Consider the following 16195-nt stretch of genomic DNA (forward strand, 5'->3'; position numbering starts at 1 on the left):
CGCTGACCTGAGCTGTCGCCAGACACAAGAAGGCCCCGCCTCCCATGAGACGGGGCCTTCTTGTGTCTGGCTCGGGGAGAGGGAAATCCGCTTATGCCGAGGCGGGCTGCTGCTCGCTCTGTTGCTTGCGGTCCGCGACGGCGGCGTCGTAGGCGCGGCTTTCCTCGGCTTCGGTGGCAGCGCTGAAGCGCACCAGCAGCGCGAACAGCGAGATCACGATCACGCCCATGCCCAGGTACATCAGGCCTTCCTGGTAGGTCAGCTCCTCACTGCGGAACAGGAAGCCCGCGGCGACCGCGCCCGCGTTGCCGCCCGCGCCGACGATACCGGCGACCGCGCCGAGCGCCTTGCGATTGACGAAGGGCACGATACCGAAGGTCGCGCCTTCCGCCATCTGCACGAAGAGGCTGAAGACCAGCATGATGCCGATGGCCACCGCGAGGGTTTCCATCTGGGCGAAGCCGACCAGCGCGACGCCTTCACACAGCAGCGCGATGAACAGCCAGCGCACGCGGCCCTTGAGGCCGGACTGGCGGGCGAACAGGTCGGAGAACACGCCGCCCAGGGTGCGGGCGAACAGGTTCATCAGGCCGAACAGGCCCGCGATGAGACCGGCGGTGGCAAGATCGAGATCGAAGTGGTCGAAGAAGTAGATGGCGGCGACGTTGTTGATGGTCAGCTCGACCCCGAAGCAGGCGCCATAGACGAGGAACAGGGCCCAGACGCGGATGTCGCGTGCCGCCGCGCCGAAGGTGGCGCGCATGCTGTATTCCTTCTCGGCCTTGGGCAGCTCACCACGCTCACGCAGCTCGCTGAAGTTGCCGTCCGGCGCATCCTGGGTGAAGAAGTAGTAGGCGATACCGGTCAGGAACAGCACGATGCCCGGCACGACCATCGCCAGACGCCAGCCCAGGGTCTGCTCGACGCCCAGCATCAGCAGGCCGGCCATCACCAGCGGCATCAGCATCTGGGTGGTGCCGCCGCCCAGGTTGCCCCAGCCCGCGGTGGTGGCGTTGGCGGTGCCGACCACGTTGGGGCCGAACATCACGGAGGTGTGGTACTGGGTGATGACGAAGGAGGCGCCGATGGCACCGATGGCCAGACGGGCCAGGAAGAAGGATTCGAAGCTGTCGGCGAAGCCGATGCACATCACCGGCAGCGAGCCGAGGCACAGCAGCCAGGTGTAGGCCTTGCGTGGCCCGATGCGATCACACAGCACGCCGATGGCGAGGCGCACGATCACCGTGATGGCGACGGAGGCGATGATGGTGTTGCCGATCTGGGTCTTGGTCAGGCCGAGGTCGTCACGCACCACGGCCATCAGCGGCGCGATGCCGAACCAGCCGAAGAAGCAGACGTGGAAGGCGAACCACGACATGTGGAAGGCGCGCATTTGCGGGGTGTTGAAGCTGAACAGCCGGATGCGGCTGGCCTTGTTGCGGATATCCATGAGTGGGCTCCTGATTCAGCGTCGGTGCCGGGCACGAAGTCAGGTGTGCTCGGCGAGTGGTCGAACGGCTGTGAATGAACGACAGCAAGGGCGCCTCGTCATTGAGGGGCCTGGTTCGACGCACTCGTACTCCGAAGAGCCTGGTCCACGTCATGGATAGCGATGGCAGCAGTCGGTGATGCCATGGTTGCCGGCAGCAGAGCGTCTGTGCGGCAAGTGACAGGAACAAAGCAAGTAGCGCGCCAGTTGCGGGGGTGTGGGCGGGACAAGTCCCAGAAGATCAATGGCTTGGCGAGGGCAATAGGTTGGCACGCGCAGGCGGTGTCCCGGGCTGGATGCGCGCTCGATGCGCGCTGGCGGTGCGTCAGCAAGGCGCGAGGTACCAGTCTGGCGCACGCAGATGGCGCTGGGAGGGTCGGGCAGGCGCGTGCCTCATTGCAGTGCAGCGACGCTTTCGGCTCGGCCGCTCTGAAGGCCTTTGGCCGCAGGGTTGCACCAGATTGCGGCACGAATCCTGCTTGGGTGTACGGCAAGTCTCATGCCCGACCCAAGGAAACCTGACATGCCCGTGACCGTGCTGATCGTCGATGTCCGCAGTGAGCGCTCCGCCGCGCTGGAGCAGGCGCTATTGAGCGCCGGCTTCGAGGTGGCGCTGCGCGTTGACGAGCACGAGGACCTGCACGCGCTGGTCGAGCAGCATCAGCCCGATGCGGTGATCATCGACGCCGACCTGCCCAGCCGCGACACCCTGGAGCATCTCGGCCAGCTGGGGCGACGCTATCCCAAGCCGATGATCATGCTGGCCAGTGAAGATGCCCCGGACCTCGTGCGTGAGGCGGCTGGCGCCGGTGTCTCGGCCTATGTGGTGGACCACGTCATGCCAGCGATGGTGCGCAGCATGGTCGAGGTCGCCATCACCAGCTTCGAGGCGCACCGTGCGCTCAAGGGGGAGCTCAACCGTACCCAGACCACATTGGTGCAGCGGCGCAGCGTCGATCGCGCCAAGGCCGTGGTGATGGAGACGCGTGGGCTCAGTGAAGATGCCGCCTACCAATACCTGCGCAAGACCGCCATGAACCGGCGCCTGGCCCTGCATGAGCTGGCCGATGAGCTGCTCAAGGCCGCGCGTCGGCGCTGAGCCGGTCGCCGTACTGTCCTTCTCTCTCGATCGTTCAAGAGGTGTGCGTGATGCCCACAGATGTACCCCTGAATGGCCATCAGCTGACGCTGGGCCTGATGCCACTCAATGATGCCGCGCCCTTCGTGGTCGCTGAGCAGTTGGGGCTTTTCCGCGAGGAGGGGCTGGCGGTGACACTCAAGTGGCAACCCTCGTGGGCGGCGTTGCGTGATGACCTGCAGACCGGTGTGCTGCAGGGGGCGCAGATGCTGGCGCTGATGCCGCTGACCTCGACCCTGGGCCTGGATGGCCGCGCCACGCCGGTGATCAGTGCCATGACGCTCAACCTGGGCGGCAACTCCATCACGCTGTCGCGCGCGCTGATGGCCACCCTCGGCGAGGACGGCCACGACCTCTCCAGTCCGTTGCAGGTCGCGAAGGCGCTGGCGGCGCATGTGCACGAGCGCAAGCAGCGTGGCGAGCCACTGCTCAAGCTGGCCAGCGTGCATCCGTTCTCTTCGCATCGTTATCTGTTGCGCTACTGGCTGGCGGCTGGCGGCATCAATCCGGATCGCGACGTCGAGATGCGCGCCGTGGCGCCGCCGCTGATGGCGGCACAGTTGGCTAGCGGTGCGCTGGATGGCTTCTGTGTCGGTGAACCCTGGAACAGTCTGGCGGCGGCGCAGGGCATGGGGCAGGTGGTGGCGGGCAGTCACGATATCTGGCGCTTCGGGCAGGAAAAGGTGCTGGGCGTGCGCGAGGACTGGGCGGAGCAGCATCCGCTGGCGCATCAGGCGCTGATTCGCGCGCTGCTCAATGCCTGCGCCTGGCTGGACCGCCCCGGCAATCGGGACAGGGCCGCCGAGTGGCTGCACGAAGAGGGCATGCCGGAGGTGCCGATGAGCGTGGTGACACGCGGGCTGGAAGACGTCGATGTCGAGCAGTCGGTGGACGACTTCCAGCAGCACAATCCCGGCTGGACCATCTTCCATCGCTATGCGGCCAACTTCCCGTGGCGTTCCCAGACGCGCTGGTACATCGCCCAGATGCAGCGCTGGGGGCATCTGCAGGGCTTCAATGACGAGGATCTCGAGGCGACGCTGACACGTTGTGTGCGCCCGGATCTCTACCGCACGGCGGCCCGCAGGCTGGGCATGGTGGTACCGGTGGCGGATGAGCGCAGTGAAGGCACGCATCCGGCGCCCTGGTGGCTGAGCGGTGAGGCGGGCCAGGTGCCGATGCCGGCGGATGGCTTCATCGACGGCGCGGTCTTCGAGTGATGTCACGGGCGCGGTTCTTGCCGATCCGCGCTGGCGCGGGATTGCACAGCACTTGCAGAGAAGTCGTCGCCCTTGCCGGATGACAGGGCAAACCTGACGGCTCAGACATGTTGGCAGTGCGGTTGTGATATTCTCATCGCACTGCCAGCACCGCGTCAGGGGATCGCATGACCACTCGCAAGTCTCAGATTCGCAAGGATAATGTCGGCCGCATCCTGCTCGCCGCCGAAAAGATCTTCGCTCTCAAGGGCTATGTCGGCGCCAGCATGGTCGATATTGCCGCCGAGGTAGAGCTGCCCAAGTCCAATCTGCATTACTACTTCAGCACCAAGGAAGCGCTGTATCGCGCGGTGCTCGATGGCCTGCTGGCGCTGTGGAAGGAAGATGCGCTGTGCTTCGAGGCCTACGACGACCCGCAGCTGGTGCTCTCCACCTACATACGCGCCAAGATGATGCACTCGCGCCAGCGCCCCTATGGCTCCAAGGTGTGGGCCAGCGAGATCATGCAGGGTGCGCCGGTGCTGGGCGAAGAGCTGACGGTGTGGCTCGAGGAGTGGGCCGAGATGAAGAAGTCACGTCTGCGCCAGTGGATCGGCGAGGGCCGCATCGACAACGTCGATGCCTCTGCCTACCTGTACATGATCTGGGCCAGCACCCAGCATTACGCCGACTTCGATCATCAGATCGCGGTGCTCAATCAGGGCAAGGCGCTGAGTGATCGGGAATTCGAGCAGGCGGTGCAGAACGTGACGCGGGTGCTGCTGAAGGGTGTCGGATTGTCCGCCTGAGATGGCGGGTAACTTCATGGTTATATTATCATGAAGCTAATCACGATCATCATTGCTGGATCATCAAGCCAATCAAGAAGGGGCTGCCATTGCTGGCAGCCCCTTTTTTGGTTCCCATCTATTGCTAGCTGCGCCCCGCGATCAGAGGAGCATCAGGCGATCAGGCCGCGCGATGCGGATTGCGCGGGTCCTCCATCCAGTTCATGTACGGCTTGCCGGTGTCCTGCACTTCCATGCTGATGCAGTCCTCGACCGGGCAGGTGATCTCGCACAGGTTGCAGCCCACGCAGTCGGCGTCCTTCACCTCATAGCGGGCGGTGCCGTTGTCCTTGGCCAGATGCATGATGGCCTGGTGCGAGGTGTCCTCGCAGGCGATGTAGCAGCGTCCGCAGCCGATGCACTTGTCCTGGTCGATGCGGGCGATCACCTGATAGTTCATGTCCAGCTGCTTCCAGTCGGTGGTGTTGGGCACCGCCGCGCGGGAGAACTCGTCGATACGCTGATAGCCCTTGCTGTCCATCCAGCGCCCCAGGCCGTCCTTCATCTCCTCGACGATACGGAAGCCGTGCAGCATTGCCGCCGTGCACACCTGCACGCTGCCCGCGCCGAGGGCGATGAATTCCGCGGCATCCTCCCAGTTGGAGATGCCGCCGATGCCGGAGATCGGCAGGTTGGCGGTTTCCGGCGTGCGCGCTATCTCGGCCACCATGTTCAGTGCGATGGGCTTCACGGCGCTGCCGCAATAGCCGCCGTGGGTGCTGCGGTCACCGACGATGGGATGCGCGACCATGCGGTCGAGATCCAGATGGGTGATGGAGTTGATGGTGTTGATCAGCGAGACGGCATCGGCGCCGCCACGCCAGGCGGCCTTGGCCGGTTCACGCACGTCGGTGATGTTGGGGGTCAGTTTGACGATTACCGGCAGCGAGCTGTAGGTCTTGCACCAGCGCGTGACCTGCTCGACATACTCCGGCACCTGGCCCACCGCCGCGCCCATGCCGCGTTCCGGCATGCCATGGGGGCAGCCGAAGTTGAGTTCGATGCCGTCACAGCCGGTGGCCTCGACCTGCGGCAGGATGGTCTTCCAGGCCTCTTCCTCGCACGGCACCATCAGCGAGACGATCAGCGCGCGGTCCGGCCAGTCCTTCTTGACCTGGGTGATCTCGCGCAGGTTGATCTCCAGCGAGCGGTCGGTGATCAGCTCGATGTTGTTGAAGCCGCTGACCTCGCCATTCGGGCCATAGTGCGCCGAGTAGCGGGAGGAGACATTCACCGCGGCCGGGTCTTCACCCAGCGTCTTCCAGACCACGCCACCCCAGCCGGCCTCGAAGGCGCGTACCACGTTGTAGGCCTTGTCGGTGGGCGGGGCGCTGGCCAGCCAGAAGGGGTTGGGGGCGCGGATGCCGGCGAAGTTGACCGACAGATCGGCCTTGTAGCTGGCGACGTGATCGCCGCTTGATCCAGCACCTGCCGGGCGGGCGTTGTCGTCATTGAGCGGGGTATGAATGGTCATCAGGCGGCCTCCACCTTGAGCATCAGATCGTGATGGATGGCCTCGGCGGCCAGCTTGCCGTGGGCGACGGCTTGAACGGTCAGGTCCTGCCCGCGGGCGATGCAGTCACCGCCGGCATAGACGCCGGGCAGACTGGTGCGCAGCATCTCGTCCACCTCTATCCTGGCCCCCTCGCGGGCCAGCCCTGCGGCATGGGCGTCGCTCAGGCTCGCGTCATCGAAGCCCTGACCGATGGCGGTGAAGGCCCCATCGCAGGCCAGCGTGAAGGTCTCGCCGGTATCGACGAGGCGACCATCCTCGACCCGCGTGCGCGCGAACTGCATCGCGCTGAGCGCGGCGTCATCACCTTCTTCGCTTCTACCACTATCGTCTGCCACATCGATCGCCAGCGGGCGCGCCCAGGTGTGGATCATCACGCCATTGGCGCGCGCGATTTCCTGCTCGTGATGGGTGGCGGACATCTGCTCCTCGCCACGCCGATAGACCAGGTCCACTGTCTGCGCGCCGAGGCGCCTGGCCTGCACCGCGATATCGATGGCGGTGTTGCCGGCGCCGATCACCACGGCGTGTCTGGGCACCGCCAGGGCGTTCAGTTCGCCACTCTGACGCAGCACCTTGATGAAGTCGGTGGCCGCCATCAGGCCGCTGGCATCCTCGCCGGTCAGGCCGAGGGCATGGCTGGTGCCAAGGCCGAGGCCCAGGAAGACGCTGTCGAATTCGCGTGTCAGGGAGGCCAGCGCCAGGTTGTCGCCGAGGCGCTGGCCGTGGCGGATCTCGATGCCGCCGATCTCGAGCAGGAACTCGACCTCGCGGGCGGCGAAGTCATCGGTCAGCTTGTAGCGGGCGATGCCGTATTCGTTGAGGCCGCCGGCCTTTTCCTCGGCCTCGAAGATCACCACGTCGTGGCCGAAACGCGCCAGGCGATGGGCGCAGGAAAGCCCGGCTGGCCCGGCGCCGACCACCGCGATACGCCGACCGGTGCTGGCGCCACGCGTGAACGGATGGGCTTCGAACTGGGCGTTGTCCAGCGCATGTCGCTGCAGCAGGCCGATCAGCACCGGCTGGCACTCATCGCCCTGATTGCGCACGCAGGACTGCTCGCAAAGGATCTCGGTGGGGCAGACGCGGGCGCAGCTGCCACCGAGGATATTGGCATCGAGAATCTCGCTGGCGGCGCCTTCGAGATTGTCATCGTGGATACGGCGAATGAAGGTCGGGATGTCGATGCTGGTCGGGCAGGCCTTGATGCAGGGGGCATCGTAGCAGTACAGACAGCGCGAGCTCTCGATGAAGGCCTGGCGCTTGCTGAGCGCTGGATGCAGGTCTGTGAAACGCGCACTCAGCGCCTCTTCCGCGAGCCCGCTCGGGGCCCAGTGGGAAGGAGTGGAGGATGTGGTCACGGTGTGGCTCCTGCCCGCGCTCAGGCGCGGGGTCGTTGTTGTTGGTCTTGCAGGCGAGTCGGGTTGCGCGCCTTGGTTGGCAGCGGCTTGTTTGGAAGTGCTAAGGGACTGGCAGCGCGTCAGGTGCGCCGCCAGGCCGTCGTTCAGTCGTGTCGTGCTTGTCTCAGCCGTTTCGTACTGGCCTCAGGTGGGTCGTTCGCCGACCGTCAGCTGCGATCCACGGCGCTGACGACGTTGCTCTCGGCGCGGGCCTTGAGCTGGTCGAACACGCTGGGGTAGGCCGGACGCTCGACATACTGGCCGTGGCCGCGCTTGGCATGCAGTTCGCCATCGCGCCATGCCCAGTCGCCGCGGCTGATGGTGTGGCGTGGAATGCCCTTGACGGTGCGGCCTTCGAAGATGTTGAAGTCGATGTTCTGGTGGTGGGTCTTGGCCGAGATGGTGCGCTCGGCGTTGGGGTCCCAGACCACGATGTCGGCGTCGCTGCCGACGCGGATCGCGCCCTTGCGCGGATACAGATTGAAGATCTTGGCGGCATTGGTGGAGGTCAGGCCGACGAAGTCCTCGGCGGAGAAGCGTCCGGTGTTGACGCCTTCGTGCCACAGCATCGCCATGCGGTCCTCGACCCCGGCGGTGCCGTTGGGAATCTTCGAGAAGTCGTCCTTGCCCATCTCCTTCTGCTCGGCGCAGAAGCAGCAGTGATCGGTGGCGGTGGTCTGCAGGTCTCCGGACTGGATGCCGCCCCACAGTGCCTGACGGTGCTCCAGCGAGCGGAACGGTGGGCTCATCACGTGGCCGGCCGCGAATTCCCAGCTCTTGTTCTGATAGACCTCTTCATCGATCAGCAGATGGCCTGCCAGCACCTCGCCGTAGACCGGCTGACCGTGCTCGCGGGCGTAGCGGATCTCCTCCAGCGCATCGGCGGTGGAGACGTGGACCAGATACACCGGCGTGCCCAGGGTGCCGGCGATGCGGATGGCGCGGCTGGCGGCTTCGCCCTCGACCTGCGGTGGGCGCGACAGCGGATGCGCCTCCGGGCCGGTGATGCCGTCGGCCAGCAGCTTCTGCTGCAGGTGGTAGACCAGCTCGCCGTTCTCGGCATGCACGGTGGGAATCGCGCCCAGCTCCAGACAGCGCGCGAAGCTAGAGACGAGGGTGTCGTCCGGCGCCATGATGGCGTTCTTGTAGGCCATGAAGTGCTTGAAGCTGTTGACGCCGTAATCGGCGACCAGCGTCGCCATGTCCTGGCTGACGCTCTCGTCCCACCAGGTGACGGCGACGTGGAAGCTGTAGTCGCAGCACGACTTCTCGGCCCATTCGCGCCAGGTGTGATAGGCCTCCATCAGCGGCTGCTGCGGGGAGGGGATCACGAAATCGATGATCATGGTGGTGCCACCGGCCAGCGCCGCGGCGGTGCCGGTCTGGAAGTCCTCGCTGGCCACGGTGCCCATGAAGGGCAGCTGCATGTGGGTGTGCGGGTCGATGCCGCCGGGCATCACCAGACAGCCGCTGGCGTCGATCACTTCGCAGTCGTCCGGGACGTCCAGGTCGGTGCCGATGGCGGTGATGGTCTCGCCGTCACACAGCACATCGGCGGTGTAGCGCTCTTCGTGGGTCTGGATGCTGCCGCCCTTGATCAGGATTGCCATGAGTCTCTCCCGGCCGCATCGCGCGGCCTTGTCCGGCATTGAGTGTCAGGTCGTCTTGTTGTTGTCGTGCTGGTCGTCAGTCCGTCACTCGCCGTCGGTGAGGCGGGTATAGGCGTCCGGGCGACGGTCGCGGAAGAACTGCCAGTTGTTGCGCACCTCGCGCACCATCGCCATGTCGAGGTCGTGGATCAGCAGCTCATCCTCGGTGGCGCTGGCCTGGGCTTCGATCTGGCCGCGCGGATTCACGAAGTAGGAGGAGCCGTAGAACTCGCCGATATCCCAGGGCTGTTCATGGCCGACGCGGTTGATGGCGGCGATGTAGCAGCCATTGGCGGCGGCGGAGGCGGGTTGCTCCAGCTCCCACAGATATTGGGAGAGGCCCGCGACGGTGGCGGAGGGGTTGAAGATGATCTCGGCGCCATTGAGCGCCAGCGCACGCCAGCCTTCCGGGAAGTGGCGGTCGTAGCAGATGTAGACGCCGATGCGCCCGTAGGCGGTGTCGAAGACCGGCCAGTCGGACTTGCCCGGCTTGAAGAAGAATTTCTCCCAGAAGCCCGCCACCTGCGGGATGTGGGTCTTGTGATACTTGCCCAGATAGCTGCCGTCGGCATCGATGACGGCGGCGGTGTTGTAGTACACCCCCGGCTGCACTTCCTCGTAGATGGGCACGATGATCACCATCTGATGCTTCTTCGCGTACTGCTGCATCAGGGTGACGGTGGGGCCGTCGGGCACGCGCTCGGCGGCGGCATACCACTTGGCATCCTGGCTCGGGCAGAAATAGGGCTGATTGAAGACTTCCTGGAAGCACAGGATCTTGACGCCTGCCTCACCGGCCTGGTCGATCAGCGGCAGGTGGGCCTCGTTCATGGCATCACGGATCTGCGCGGGCTCGAGGTCGGTGGAGACGTTGAGTCCCATCTGGATGACGGCGCAGCGCAGCTTGCCGGCATCCTCGGTATAGGAGATGCGGGAATCGTTCGACATGTCTTCCTCATCGGGCGCTTGGCGCCGGTTGTTGTTGTCTTCAATGAGTGCTGGTGGGCTGAACGGGTGAGCAGGGATAGCGCGAAATGGCCCCAGGAAAAACACGCCGCCTGCCTGGCAAGCCTGCATGCCGTTGGCAGGCGTCATGGGTCAGGAAAGGTCCGATTTAAATCCTGTCTCACCAGTCAGCTTAATGAACATTAGACAGTGTTCCCGCGTTCGGCAAGATGAAGTGTCAAATAAAGTCTTGTGGATTTATCTTGTTGTTATCAAAGAGTTTTTATCCCAGAAAAGGCCATATTTCACCATTGTGGTGCCTGGGGAATCAGCATGGCTCACGCGATTTTCAAAGGAAAAGACGATGCACAACAGTGGGTTGTGATCGTTTGCGGGGGCATTGCGCAAGACCGCCTTGCACCAGCTTGGAACCTGACCATACTGACAGTTGGCGCGAACACGGCTTGTCGCCACCTGACAGGCGTCATGCATGAAAATACGCGCCAATGCATCTCAAGTTGTCTTGCAAGACAGGTTTGATTTGTCGGCAATAATCCGGCCGGCGGCATGCGATTTGCCACAGGGTTTTGCACATGAACTGCGCAAGGTGTTTCTTCTACACGGCCTGCCACAGATTCGTCTGCCGCAGAATCTTCTGCATCAGAATCTTCTGCATGCAGTGCCGAATGAAGTGAGCCTGATGAAGTGTGCCGAACGGGGAGGAGCGAAGAGGAGTCAGGAAAGCGACGGAGAAGGTGAGGAAGACAGGAAACGACAAGTGACACAAGGCAAGCGCAGTGCATCACCCTCAACAATAACAACAGCTGAACAGGTGAGGACTCATGGCCCCGACACAGACGCGCTCGCACATGGTGCGCAGCAATGAGGAAATGATCGAGCTGGTGGTGGCACAGGATGTTGCCCGCAGCCCGCGTTACAACGAGGATATCGCGCCGACCAGGAGTGCCGAGCGCACCTGGTCGCGCTGGAACATCGCCGCACTGTGGGTCGGCATGTCGATCTGCGTGCCGACCTATACCCTGGGTGGCGTCCTGACCGCCTACTTCGGTCTGAGCGTCGGCGAGGCGCTGTTCACGATTCTGGTCGCCAACCTGGTGGTACTGATTCCGCTGACCCTCAACGCCTTCCCCGGTACGCGCTTCGGGATTCCCTTCCCGGTGGTGCTGCGCTCCTCCTTCGGTATCATCGGCTCCAACGTGCCATGCATGATTCGCGCGGTGGTCGCCTGTGGCTGGTTCGGTATCCAGACGATGTTCGGCGGGCTGGCGATCCACCTGCTGCTGTCGAGCCTTTCGGCCGACTGGAAGGCGCTGGGCGGGGTAGGCGAGGTCATCGGCTTCTTCGTGTTCTGGGCGCTCAACCTGTTCGTGGTGATTCGCGGCGCGGAATCCATCAAGTGGCTGGAGACGCTCTCCGCGCCCTTGCTGCTGGCGGTGGGTGTCGGCCTGATGGTGTGGGCGCTGCCGCATACCTCGATCAGCGAGCTGCTGGCTCAGCCGCCGAATCGTCCCGAAGGCGATGGCGTGGCCAGCTACTTCATGGCGGGCCTGACCGCGATGGTCGGCTTCTGGGCGACGCTGTCGCTGAACATCCCTGACTTCAGCCGTTACGCGAAGAGCCAGAAGGATCAGATCGTCGGTCAGATCATCGGTCTGCCGCTGACGATGTTCTTCTTCGCTGCGCTCGGCGTGGTGCTGACCGCGGCGTCCAGCTCGCTGGTGGGCGAGACCATCTCCGACCCGGTCAATCTGATCGGTCGCATCGACAGCCCCGGGTGGGTCGCCATCGCCATGGTGCTGATCATCATCGCGACGCTCTCCACCAATACCGCGGCCAACATCGTCTCGCCGACCAATGACTTCCAGAACATCGCGCCGAAGCTGATCAACCAGACGCGCGGCGTGCTGCTGACCGGGCTGGTCGGGGTGCTGCTGATGGGCTTCGAGCTGATCAAGAAGATGGGCTGGATCGTCTCGGACGTGAGTCTCGAGAGCCTCTATTCCAACTGGCTGCTGGGCTATTCGAGTCTGCTGGGGCCGATCGCGGGGATCATGATCGTCGACTACTTCGTGATCCGTCGTCAGTCCTTTGATCTGCCGGCACTCTATCTGGATGGCAGCACCTATCCGGCCTTCAATCCGGCGGGCTTCATCGCCTTCTTCGTGCCGGTGGGGCTGACGGTGATCAGCTTCTCGCAGCCCGGACTGTCCTGGTTCTACGACTACGGCTGGTTCACCGGCTCGCTGCTGGGGGCGCTGGTCTATTTCGTGGCCAGCAAGTTGCTGGTCAAGGCGCCGCCGGTGCATCTGCCCGAGGCGGTGCCGGGCAGCGGCGCGCAGCGCGCCTGACGCCGTTGATGAGCATGGTGAGTGCAATGACAGACGGGCTGCCGATTGGCAGCCCGTCTGTCGTTCGTCGGCTCATCAACTCATCCGCTCATCAACTTATTCGCTCATCAACTTATTCGCTCATCAACTCAGCAGCTCATCCGCGGCGGCGCGTCATGCGTCAAGGCCGGGGATGCCGCCCTCGAAGCGCTCGACCATGAAGTCGACGAACTGGCGCACCTTGGGCGAGAGGTGGCGGTGGCGGGGATAGACGATCCATACCCCGGTATCGCGCACCTGGTACTCATCCAGCACCGAGATCAGCTTGCCGCTGGCCAGATGGGGCGCGACGTAATAGTCGGGAATCTGGGCAAGGCCGAGGCCCTTGAGCGTGGCGTCCAACAGCGCCGGACCAGAGTTGGCCTGCCAGCTGCCGGTGATGCGCACCTCGCGGCGCTGGCCCTCGACCTCGAACAGCCACTCGCGCTTGGAGCCGGCCAGACAGCGATGACTGGAGAGCTCGGCCAGGGTGTGCGGGCGCGGCGCCTGCTGGAAGTAGTCATGCGAGGCGACGACGAATTCGCGGCGGTCCACCAGCCGCCTTGCGATCAGCGAGGAATCCTTGAGCACGCCCATGCGGATGGCGACGTCGAAGCCCTCGTCGATCAGTTCCACCGCACGGTTGGTGAAGTGCATCTGCACTTCCAGTTGCGGGTGCAGCAGCTGGAAGTCGTTGACCAGCGGCGCGACGTAGCGCTCGCCGAAGGTGGTGGCGCTGGTCAGCTTGAGCACGCCGCTGGGGCGGGCGTGGAAGTCACCGATGGCCTGTTCGGCGGCGCGGAAGCCATCGAAGAGGTGATGGCAGTGCTCGAAATACACCTGTCCGGCATCGGTGAGACGCGTCTGACGGGTGGTGCGGTAGAGCAATTGGGTATCGAGCTGGGCTTCCAACTGGCTGATCAGACGACTGACATGTGAGCTGGACACCCCGAGATGACGGGCGGCACCGGAAAATGAGCCGATTCTGACGACTTCCACGAAGGCTTCGATACGGTCCCAGCGCTGCATGCTGGCTCCTCTTTCATTGTTGTTGAGTGGCAATAATCATCTGAGTGCCGACGGCTTAATCCCACCCGCATGACTGCGTAGACTGTGCTCCATGCCAAGCCCGCAAGGATGAACCGCAAGGACGAGCCCAGTGCCTGTCGCGTGGGGAGTCCCTCGGGCGACTCATCCATGCAACCTGTCAGGTGCTGCTACCTTTCAGGGTGGCCTCCGTGGTGATCGTCACCACACCAGGGGCATGAGATTGGCAGCCAGTTTACCGCTATTGATGCTCACTAGGAGAGATTCATGAAATCACGTGCTGCGATTGCGCTGGAAGCCGGCAAGCCGCTGGAACTGGTCGAGATCGATGTCGAAGGGCCGAAGGCCGGTGAGGTGCTGGTACGCATCGTCAATACCGCCGTCTGTCACACCGATGCGTTCACCCTGTCCGGCGCAGACCCGGAAGGCCTGTTCCCGTCCGTGCTGGGCCACGAAGGCGCCGGTATCGTCGAGGAAGTGGGCGAGGGCGTGACTGGCCTGGTGCCGGGCGACCACGTCATTCCGCTCTATACCGCCGAATGCGGCAAGTGCAAGTTCTGCCTCTCCGGCAAGACCAACCTGTGCAGCGCCGTGCGTGCCACCCAGGGTCGTGGCCTGATGCCGGACGGCACCTCGCGCTTCTCTCTCGATGGCAAGATGCTGCACCACTACATGGGCACCTCCACCTTCTCCGAATACACCGTGGTGCCGGAAGTCTCGCTGGCCAAGGTGTCCAAGGAAGCCCCGCTGGACAAGATCTGCCTGCTGGGCTGTGGCGTCACCACCGGTATCGGCGCGGTGATGAACACCGCCAAGGTCGAGCCGGGCTCTACCGTTGCCATCTTCGGCCTCGGTGCCATCGGTCTGGCCGCCATCCAGGGCGCGGTGATGGCCAAGGCGTCGCGCATCATCGCCATCGACATCAATGAAGACAAGTTCGACCTGGCCCGCAAGTTCGGCGCCACCGACTTCGTCAACCCGAGCAAGCTGTCCGTGCCGGTCCAGGAAGCCATCGTCGACATGACCGACGGCGGCGTCGACTACTCCTTCGAGTGCATCGGCAACGTCAATGTCATGCGTGCGGCGCTTGAGTGCGCGCACAAGGGCTGGGGCGAATCCATCATCATCGGCGTCGCCGGTGCCGGTGAAGAGATCTCCACCCGTCCGTTCCAGCTGGTGACCGGGCGCGTCTGGAAAGGCTCCGCCTTCGGTGGCGTCAAGGGCCGTACCGAACTGCCGGGCTACGTCGAGCGTTACATGGACGGCGCGATCAATCTGGACGACTTCATCACTCACCAGATGCCGTTCGAGAAGATCAACGAATCCTTCGATCTGCTGCACGAAGGCAAGTCGATCCGTACCGTGCTGAGCTTCTGATCCGGGGCTGAACTGCCGCCGGGCAACACGGAAACACCTGTTGCCCGGTGAGGTCTGGAACGCGAAACGGCGTCGGCTTGCCGACGCCGTTTTCATGGGCGATATCACAAGGGAGAGCATGATGACCGCGACCGAACAACTCGAGCTGGTCAGCGCCAACAAGGTGCATGGCGGCTGGCTCAAGCGTTACCGTCACCGCAGCGGCAGCCTGGATTGCGACATGGTGTTCGCCATCTATCTGCCGCCCCAGGCCGAACAGGGCCCGGTGCCGATGCTGTGGTGGCTGTCGGGGCTGACCTGCACCGACGAGAACTTCATGCAGAAGGCCGGCGCGCAGAAGAAGGCGGCGGAGCTGGGCATCGCCCTGATCTGCCCGGACACCAGTCCGCGCGGCGTCAATCTGGACGGCGAAGACGACAGCTACGACTTCGGCAGTGGCGCAGGCTTCTACGTCAATGCCACCCGCGAGCCGTGGGCGCGTCATTACCGCATGTATGACTACGTCACCGAGGAGCTGCCGGCGCTCGTCAAGCGGCACTTCCCGGTGGATGGCGAGCGTGAGTCGATCTCCGGTCACTCCATGGGCGGTCACGGCGCCCTGATCTGCGCGCTGAAGAATCCGGGCCGCTATCGTTCGGTCTCGGCCTTCGCGCCGATCGTCAATCCGATGGCCTGCCCGTGGGGCGAGAAAGCCTTCAGCGGCTATCTCGGCGATGACCGCACCCAGTGGGCGCAGTGGGACACCTGCGAGCTGGTCAAGCAGGCGAGCAAGGGCGGTGCCGCGCGCCAGGAGCTGTTCGTCGAGCAGGGCGAGAGTGATCAGTTCCTCGAGGAGCAGCTCAAGCCGGAGCGCCTGGAGGCGGTCTGCGCCGAGCTGGATCACCCGCTGGTCCTGCGTCGTCAGCCCGGCTACGACCACAGCTACTTCTTCATGGCCAGCTTCATCGATGAGCATCTTGCCTACCACGCGAAACACCTCCTTTGAGGTGTGAGTGTGGTCGCCGGTAGAAATGAAAAGGCACGCGAAACACCTGCTTTGAGGTGAGCCTCAGGCGTTGAGGTATGAAAGTGCCAGTCGCAGCTGATCGCTCGCCGAGCAGAGACACTGCGTGAAAGACAGAAACGACAGTCCCGCTATCGATTGATGGATAGCGGGACTGTCGTTTTTTCGTCATGAGAAGCAGAGTTTTTCAGAACCTCAAG

The 16195-nt window shown here is 63.9% G+C and carries 13 protein-coding genes; 7 read left to right on the forward strand and 6 right to left on the reverse strand.

Going from position 1 to position 16195, the window contains the following annotated elements:
- Positions 1-91 precede the first annotated feature (91 nt).
- Positions 92-1450 (reverse strand): NarK family nitrate/nitrite MFS transporter, encoded by a 1359-nt coding sequence (locus HA399_RS02055; RefSeq protein WP_043333727.1) that lies wholly within the window; start codon positions 1448-1450, stop codon positions 92-94.
- 562 nt (positions 1451-2012) lie between these two features.
- Between HA399_RS02055 and HA399_RS02060 the strand changes: the two genes are divergently transcribed.
- From HA399_RS02060 to HA399_RS02070, 3 genes are all read left to right on the forward strand, one after another.
- Positions 2013-2588, forward strand: coding sequence for an ANTAR domain-containing response regulator (locus HA399_RS02060; RefSeq protein WP_054555320.1), 576 nt, complete (start codon positions 2013-2015; stop codon positions 2586-2588).
- A 50-nt stretch (positions 2589-2638) separates the two neighbouring features.
- Positions 2639-3847 (forward strand): CmpA/NrtA family ABC transporter substrate-binding protein, encoded by a 1209-nt coding sequence (locus tag HA399_RS02065; RefSeq protein ID WP_404325885.1) that lies wholly within the window; start codon positions 2639-2641, stop codon positions 3845-3847.
- Positions 3848-4014: 167 nt separating this feature from the next.
- Positions 4015-4635 carry a TetR family transcriptional regulator C-terminal domain-containing protein gene (locus HA399_RS02070; protein WP_404325886.1) on the forward strand — a complete coding sequence of 207 codons (621 nt, stop codon included), beginning with the start codon at positions 4015-4017 and terminating at the stop codon, positions 4633-4635.
- Positions 4636-4795: 160 nt separating this feature from the next.
- On the opposite strand, the gene preA is transcribed toward HA399_RS02070, so the two are convergent.
- The 4 genes from preA to HA399_RS02090 all read right to left on the reverse strand — a co-directional run bounded on the left by preA (position 4796) and on the right by HA399_RS02090 (position 10118).
- Complete coding sequence (gene preA / locus HA399_RS02075) at positions 4796-6148, reverse strand: NAD-dependent dihydropyrimidine dehydrogenase subunit PreA (protein ID WP_404325888.1); 1353 nt, start codon at positions 6146-6148, stop codon at positions 4796-4798.
- Positions 6148-7548 carry an NAD(P)-dependent oxidoreductase gene (locus HA399_RS02080; RefSeq protein ID WP_404325890.1) on the reverse strand — a complete coding sequence of 467 codons (1401 nt, stop codon included), beginning with the start codon at positions 7546-7548 and terminating at the stop codon, positions 6148-6150. The genes preA and HA399_RS02080 overlap by 1 nt, the downstream gene beginning before the upstream one ends.
- A 206-nt stretch (positions 7549-7754) precedes the next feature.
- The gene (hydA, locus tag HA399_RS02085; RefSeq protein ID WP_043333732.1) at positions 7755-9197 is read right to left on the reverse strand and encodes a dihydropyrimidinase; all 1443 of its coding nucleotides are present in this window, start codon (positions 9195-9197) and stop codon (positions 7755-7757) included.
- Positions 9198-9281: 84 nt separating this feature from the next.
- Entirely contained in the window at positions 9282-10118 is an 837-nt protein-coding gene (locus HA399_RS02090; RefSeq protein ID WP_043333765.1) for a nitrilase-related carbon-nitrogen hydrolase, read from the reverse strand.
- Between the two features lie 553 nt (positions 10119-10671).
- Between HA399_RS02090 and HA399_RS02095 the strand changes: the two genes are divergently transcribed.
- Together HA399_RS02095 and HA399_RS02100 are read left to right on the forward strand one after the other, a co-directional pair.
- Positions 10672-11067, forward strand: a complete 396-nt coding sequence (locus HA399_RS02095; RefSeq protein WP_404325891.1) for a hypothetical protein — start codon at positions 10672-10674, stop codon at positions 11065-11067.
- Entirely contained in the window at positions 11024-12550 is a 1527-nt protein-coding gene (locus HA399_RS02100) for an NCS1 family nucleobase:cation symporter-1 (RefSeq protein WP_043333733.1), read from the forward strand. Before HA399_RS02095 ends, HA399_RS02100 begins: the two co-directional genes overlap by 44 nt.
- 153 nt (positions 12551-12703) lie before the next feature.
- Here HA399_RS02100 and HA399_RS02105 read toward each other — a convergent pair whose 3' ends face one another.
- A complete protein-coding gene (locus HA399_RS02105; RefSeq protein WP_404325892.1) occupies positions 12704-13597 on the reverse strand; it encodes a LysR family transcriptional regulator in 894 nt (297 codons plus the stop codon).
- Between the two features lie 285 nt (positions 13598-13882).
- Between HA399_RS02105 and HA399_RS02110 the strand changes: the two genes are divergently transcribed.
- Together HA399_RS02110 and fghA are read left to right on the forward strand one after the other, a co-directional pair.
- Positions 13883-14992: an S-(hydroxymethyl)glutathione dehydrogenase/class III alcohol dehydrogenase gene (locus HA399_RS02110; RefSeq protein ID WP_248379962.1), complete on the forward strand. Its 1110-nt coding sequence runs from the start codon at positions 13883-13885 to the stop codon at positions 14990-14992.
- A 121-nt stretch (positions 14993-15113) separates the two neighbouring features.
- On the forward strand, positions 15114-15977 hold the full coding sequence (fghA, locus tag HA399_RS02115; RefSeq protein ID WP_404325894.1) for an S-formylglutathione hydrolase: 864 nt from the start codon (positions 15114-15116) through the stop codon (positions 15975-15977).
- The last annotated feature ends 218 nt before the right edge of the window (positions 15978-16195 follow it).

Origin of the sequence: Cobetia sp. UIB-001 (genome assembly GCF_044789135.1) — a bacterium.
Classification (GTDB): Bacteria; Pseudomonadota; Gammaproteobacteria; order Pseudomonadales; family Halomonadaceae; genus Cobetia; species Cobetia amphilecti.

What these genes read in the sequence shown, in the direction of transcription:
- fghA (WP_404325894.1), top strand. Translation starts at nt 15,114, where the DNA reads ATGACCGCGACCGAACAACTCGAGCTGGTCAGCGCCAACAAGGTGCAT.
- HA399_RS02060 (WP_054555320.1), top strand. Translation starts at nt 2,013, where the DNA reads ATGCCCGTGACCGTGCTGATCGTCGATGTCCGCAGTGAGCGCTCCGCC.
- HA399_RS02065 (WP_404325885.1), top strand. Translation starts at nt 2,639, where the DNA reads ATGCCCACAGATGTACCCCTGAATGGCCATCAGCTGACGCTGGGCCTG.
- HA399_RS02070 (WP_404325886.1), top strand. Translation starts at nt 4,015, where the DNA reads ATGACCACTCGCAAGTCTCAGATTCGCAAGGATAATGTCGGCCGCATC.
- HA399_RS02055 (WP_043333727.1), bottom strand. Translation starts at nt 1,450, where the DNA reads ATGGATATCCGCAACAAGGCCAGCCGCATCCGGCTGTTCAGCTTCAAC.
- HA399_RS02110 (WP_248379962.1), top strand. Translation starts at nt 13,883, where the DNA reads ATGAAATCACGTGCTGCGATTGCGCTGGAAGCCGGCAAGCCGCTGGAA.
- HA399_RS02105 (WP_404325892.1), bottom strand. Translation starts at nt 13,597, where the DNA reads ATGCAGCGCTGGGACCGTATCGAAGCCTTCGTGGAAGTCGTCAGAATC.
- hydA (WP_043333732.1), bottom strand. Translation starts at nt 9,197, where the DNA reads ATGGCAATCCTGATCAAGGGCGGCAGCATCCAGACCCACGAAGAGCGC.
- HA399_RS02090 (WP_043333765.1), bottom strand. Translation starts at nt 10,118, where the DNA reads ATGGGACTCAACGTCTCCACCGACCTCGAGCCCGCGCAGATCCGTGAT.
- HA399_RS02100 (WP_043333733.1), top strand. Translation starts at nt 11,024, where the DNA reads ATGGCCCCGACACAGACGCGCTCGCACATGGTGCGCAGCAATGAGGAA.
- HA399_RS02095 (WP_404325891.1), top strand. Translation starts at nt 10,672, where the DNA reads ATGAAAATACGCGCCAATGCATCTCAAGTTGTCTTGCAAGACAGGTTT.
- preA (WP_404325888.1), bottom strand. Translation starts at nt 6,148, where the DNA reads ATGACCATTCATACCCCGCTCAATGACGACAACGCCCGCCCGGCAGGT.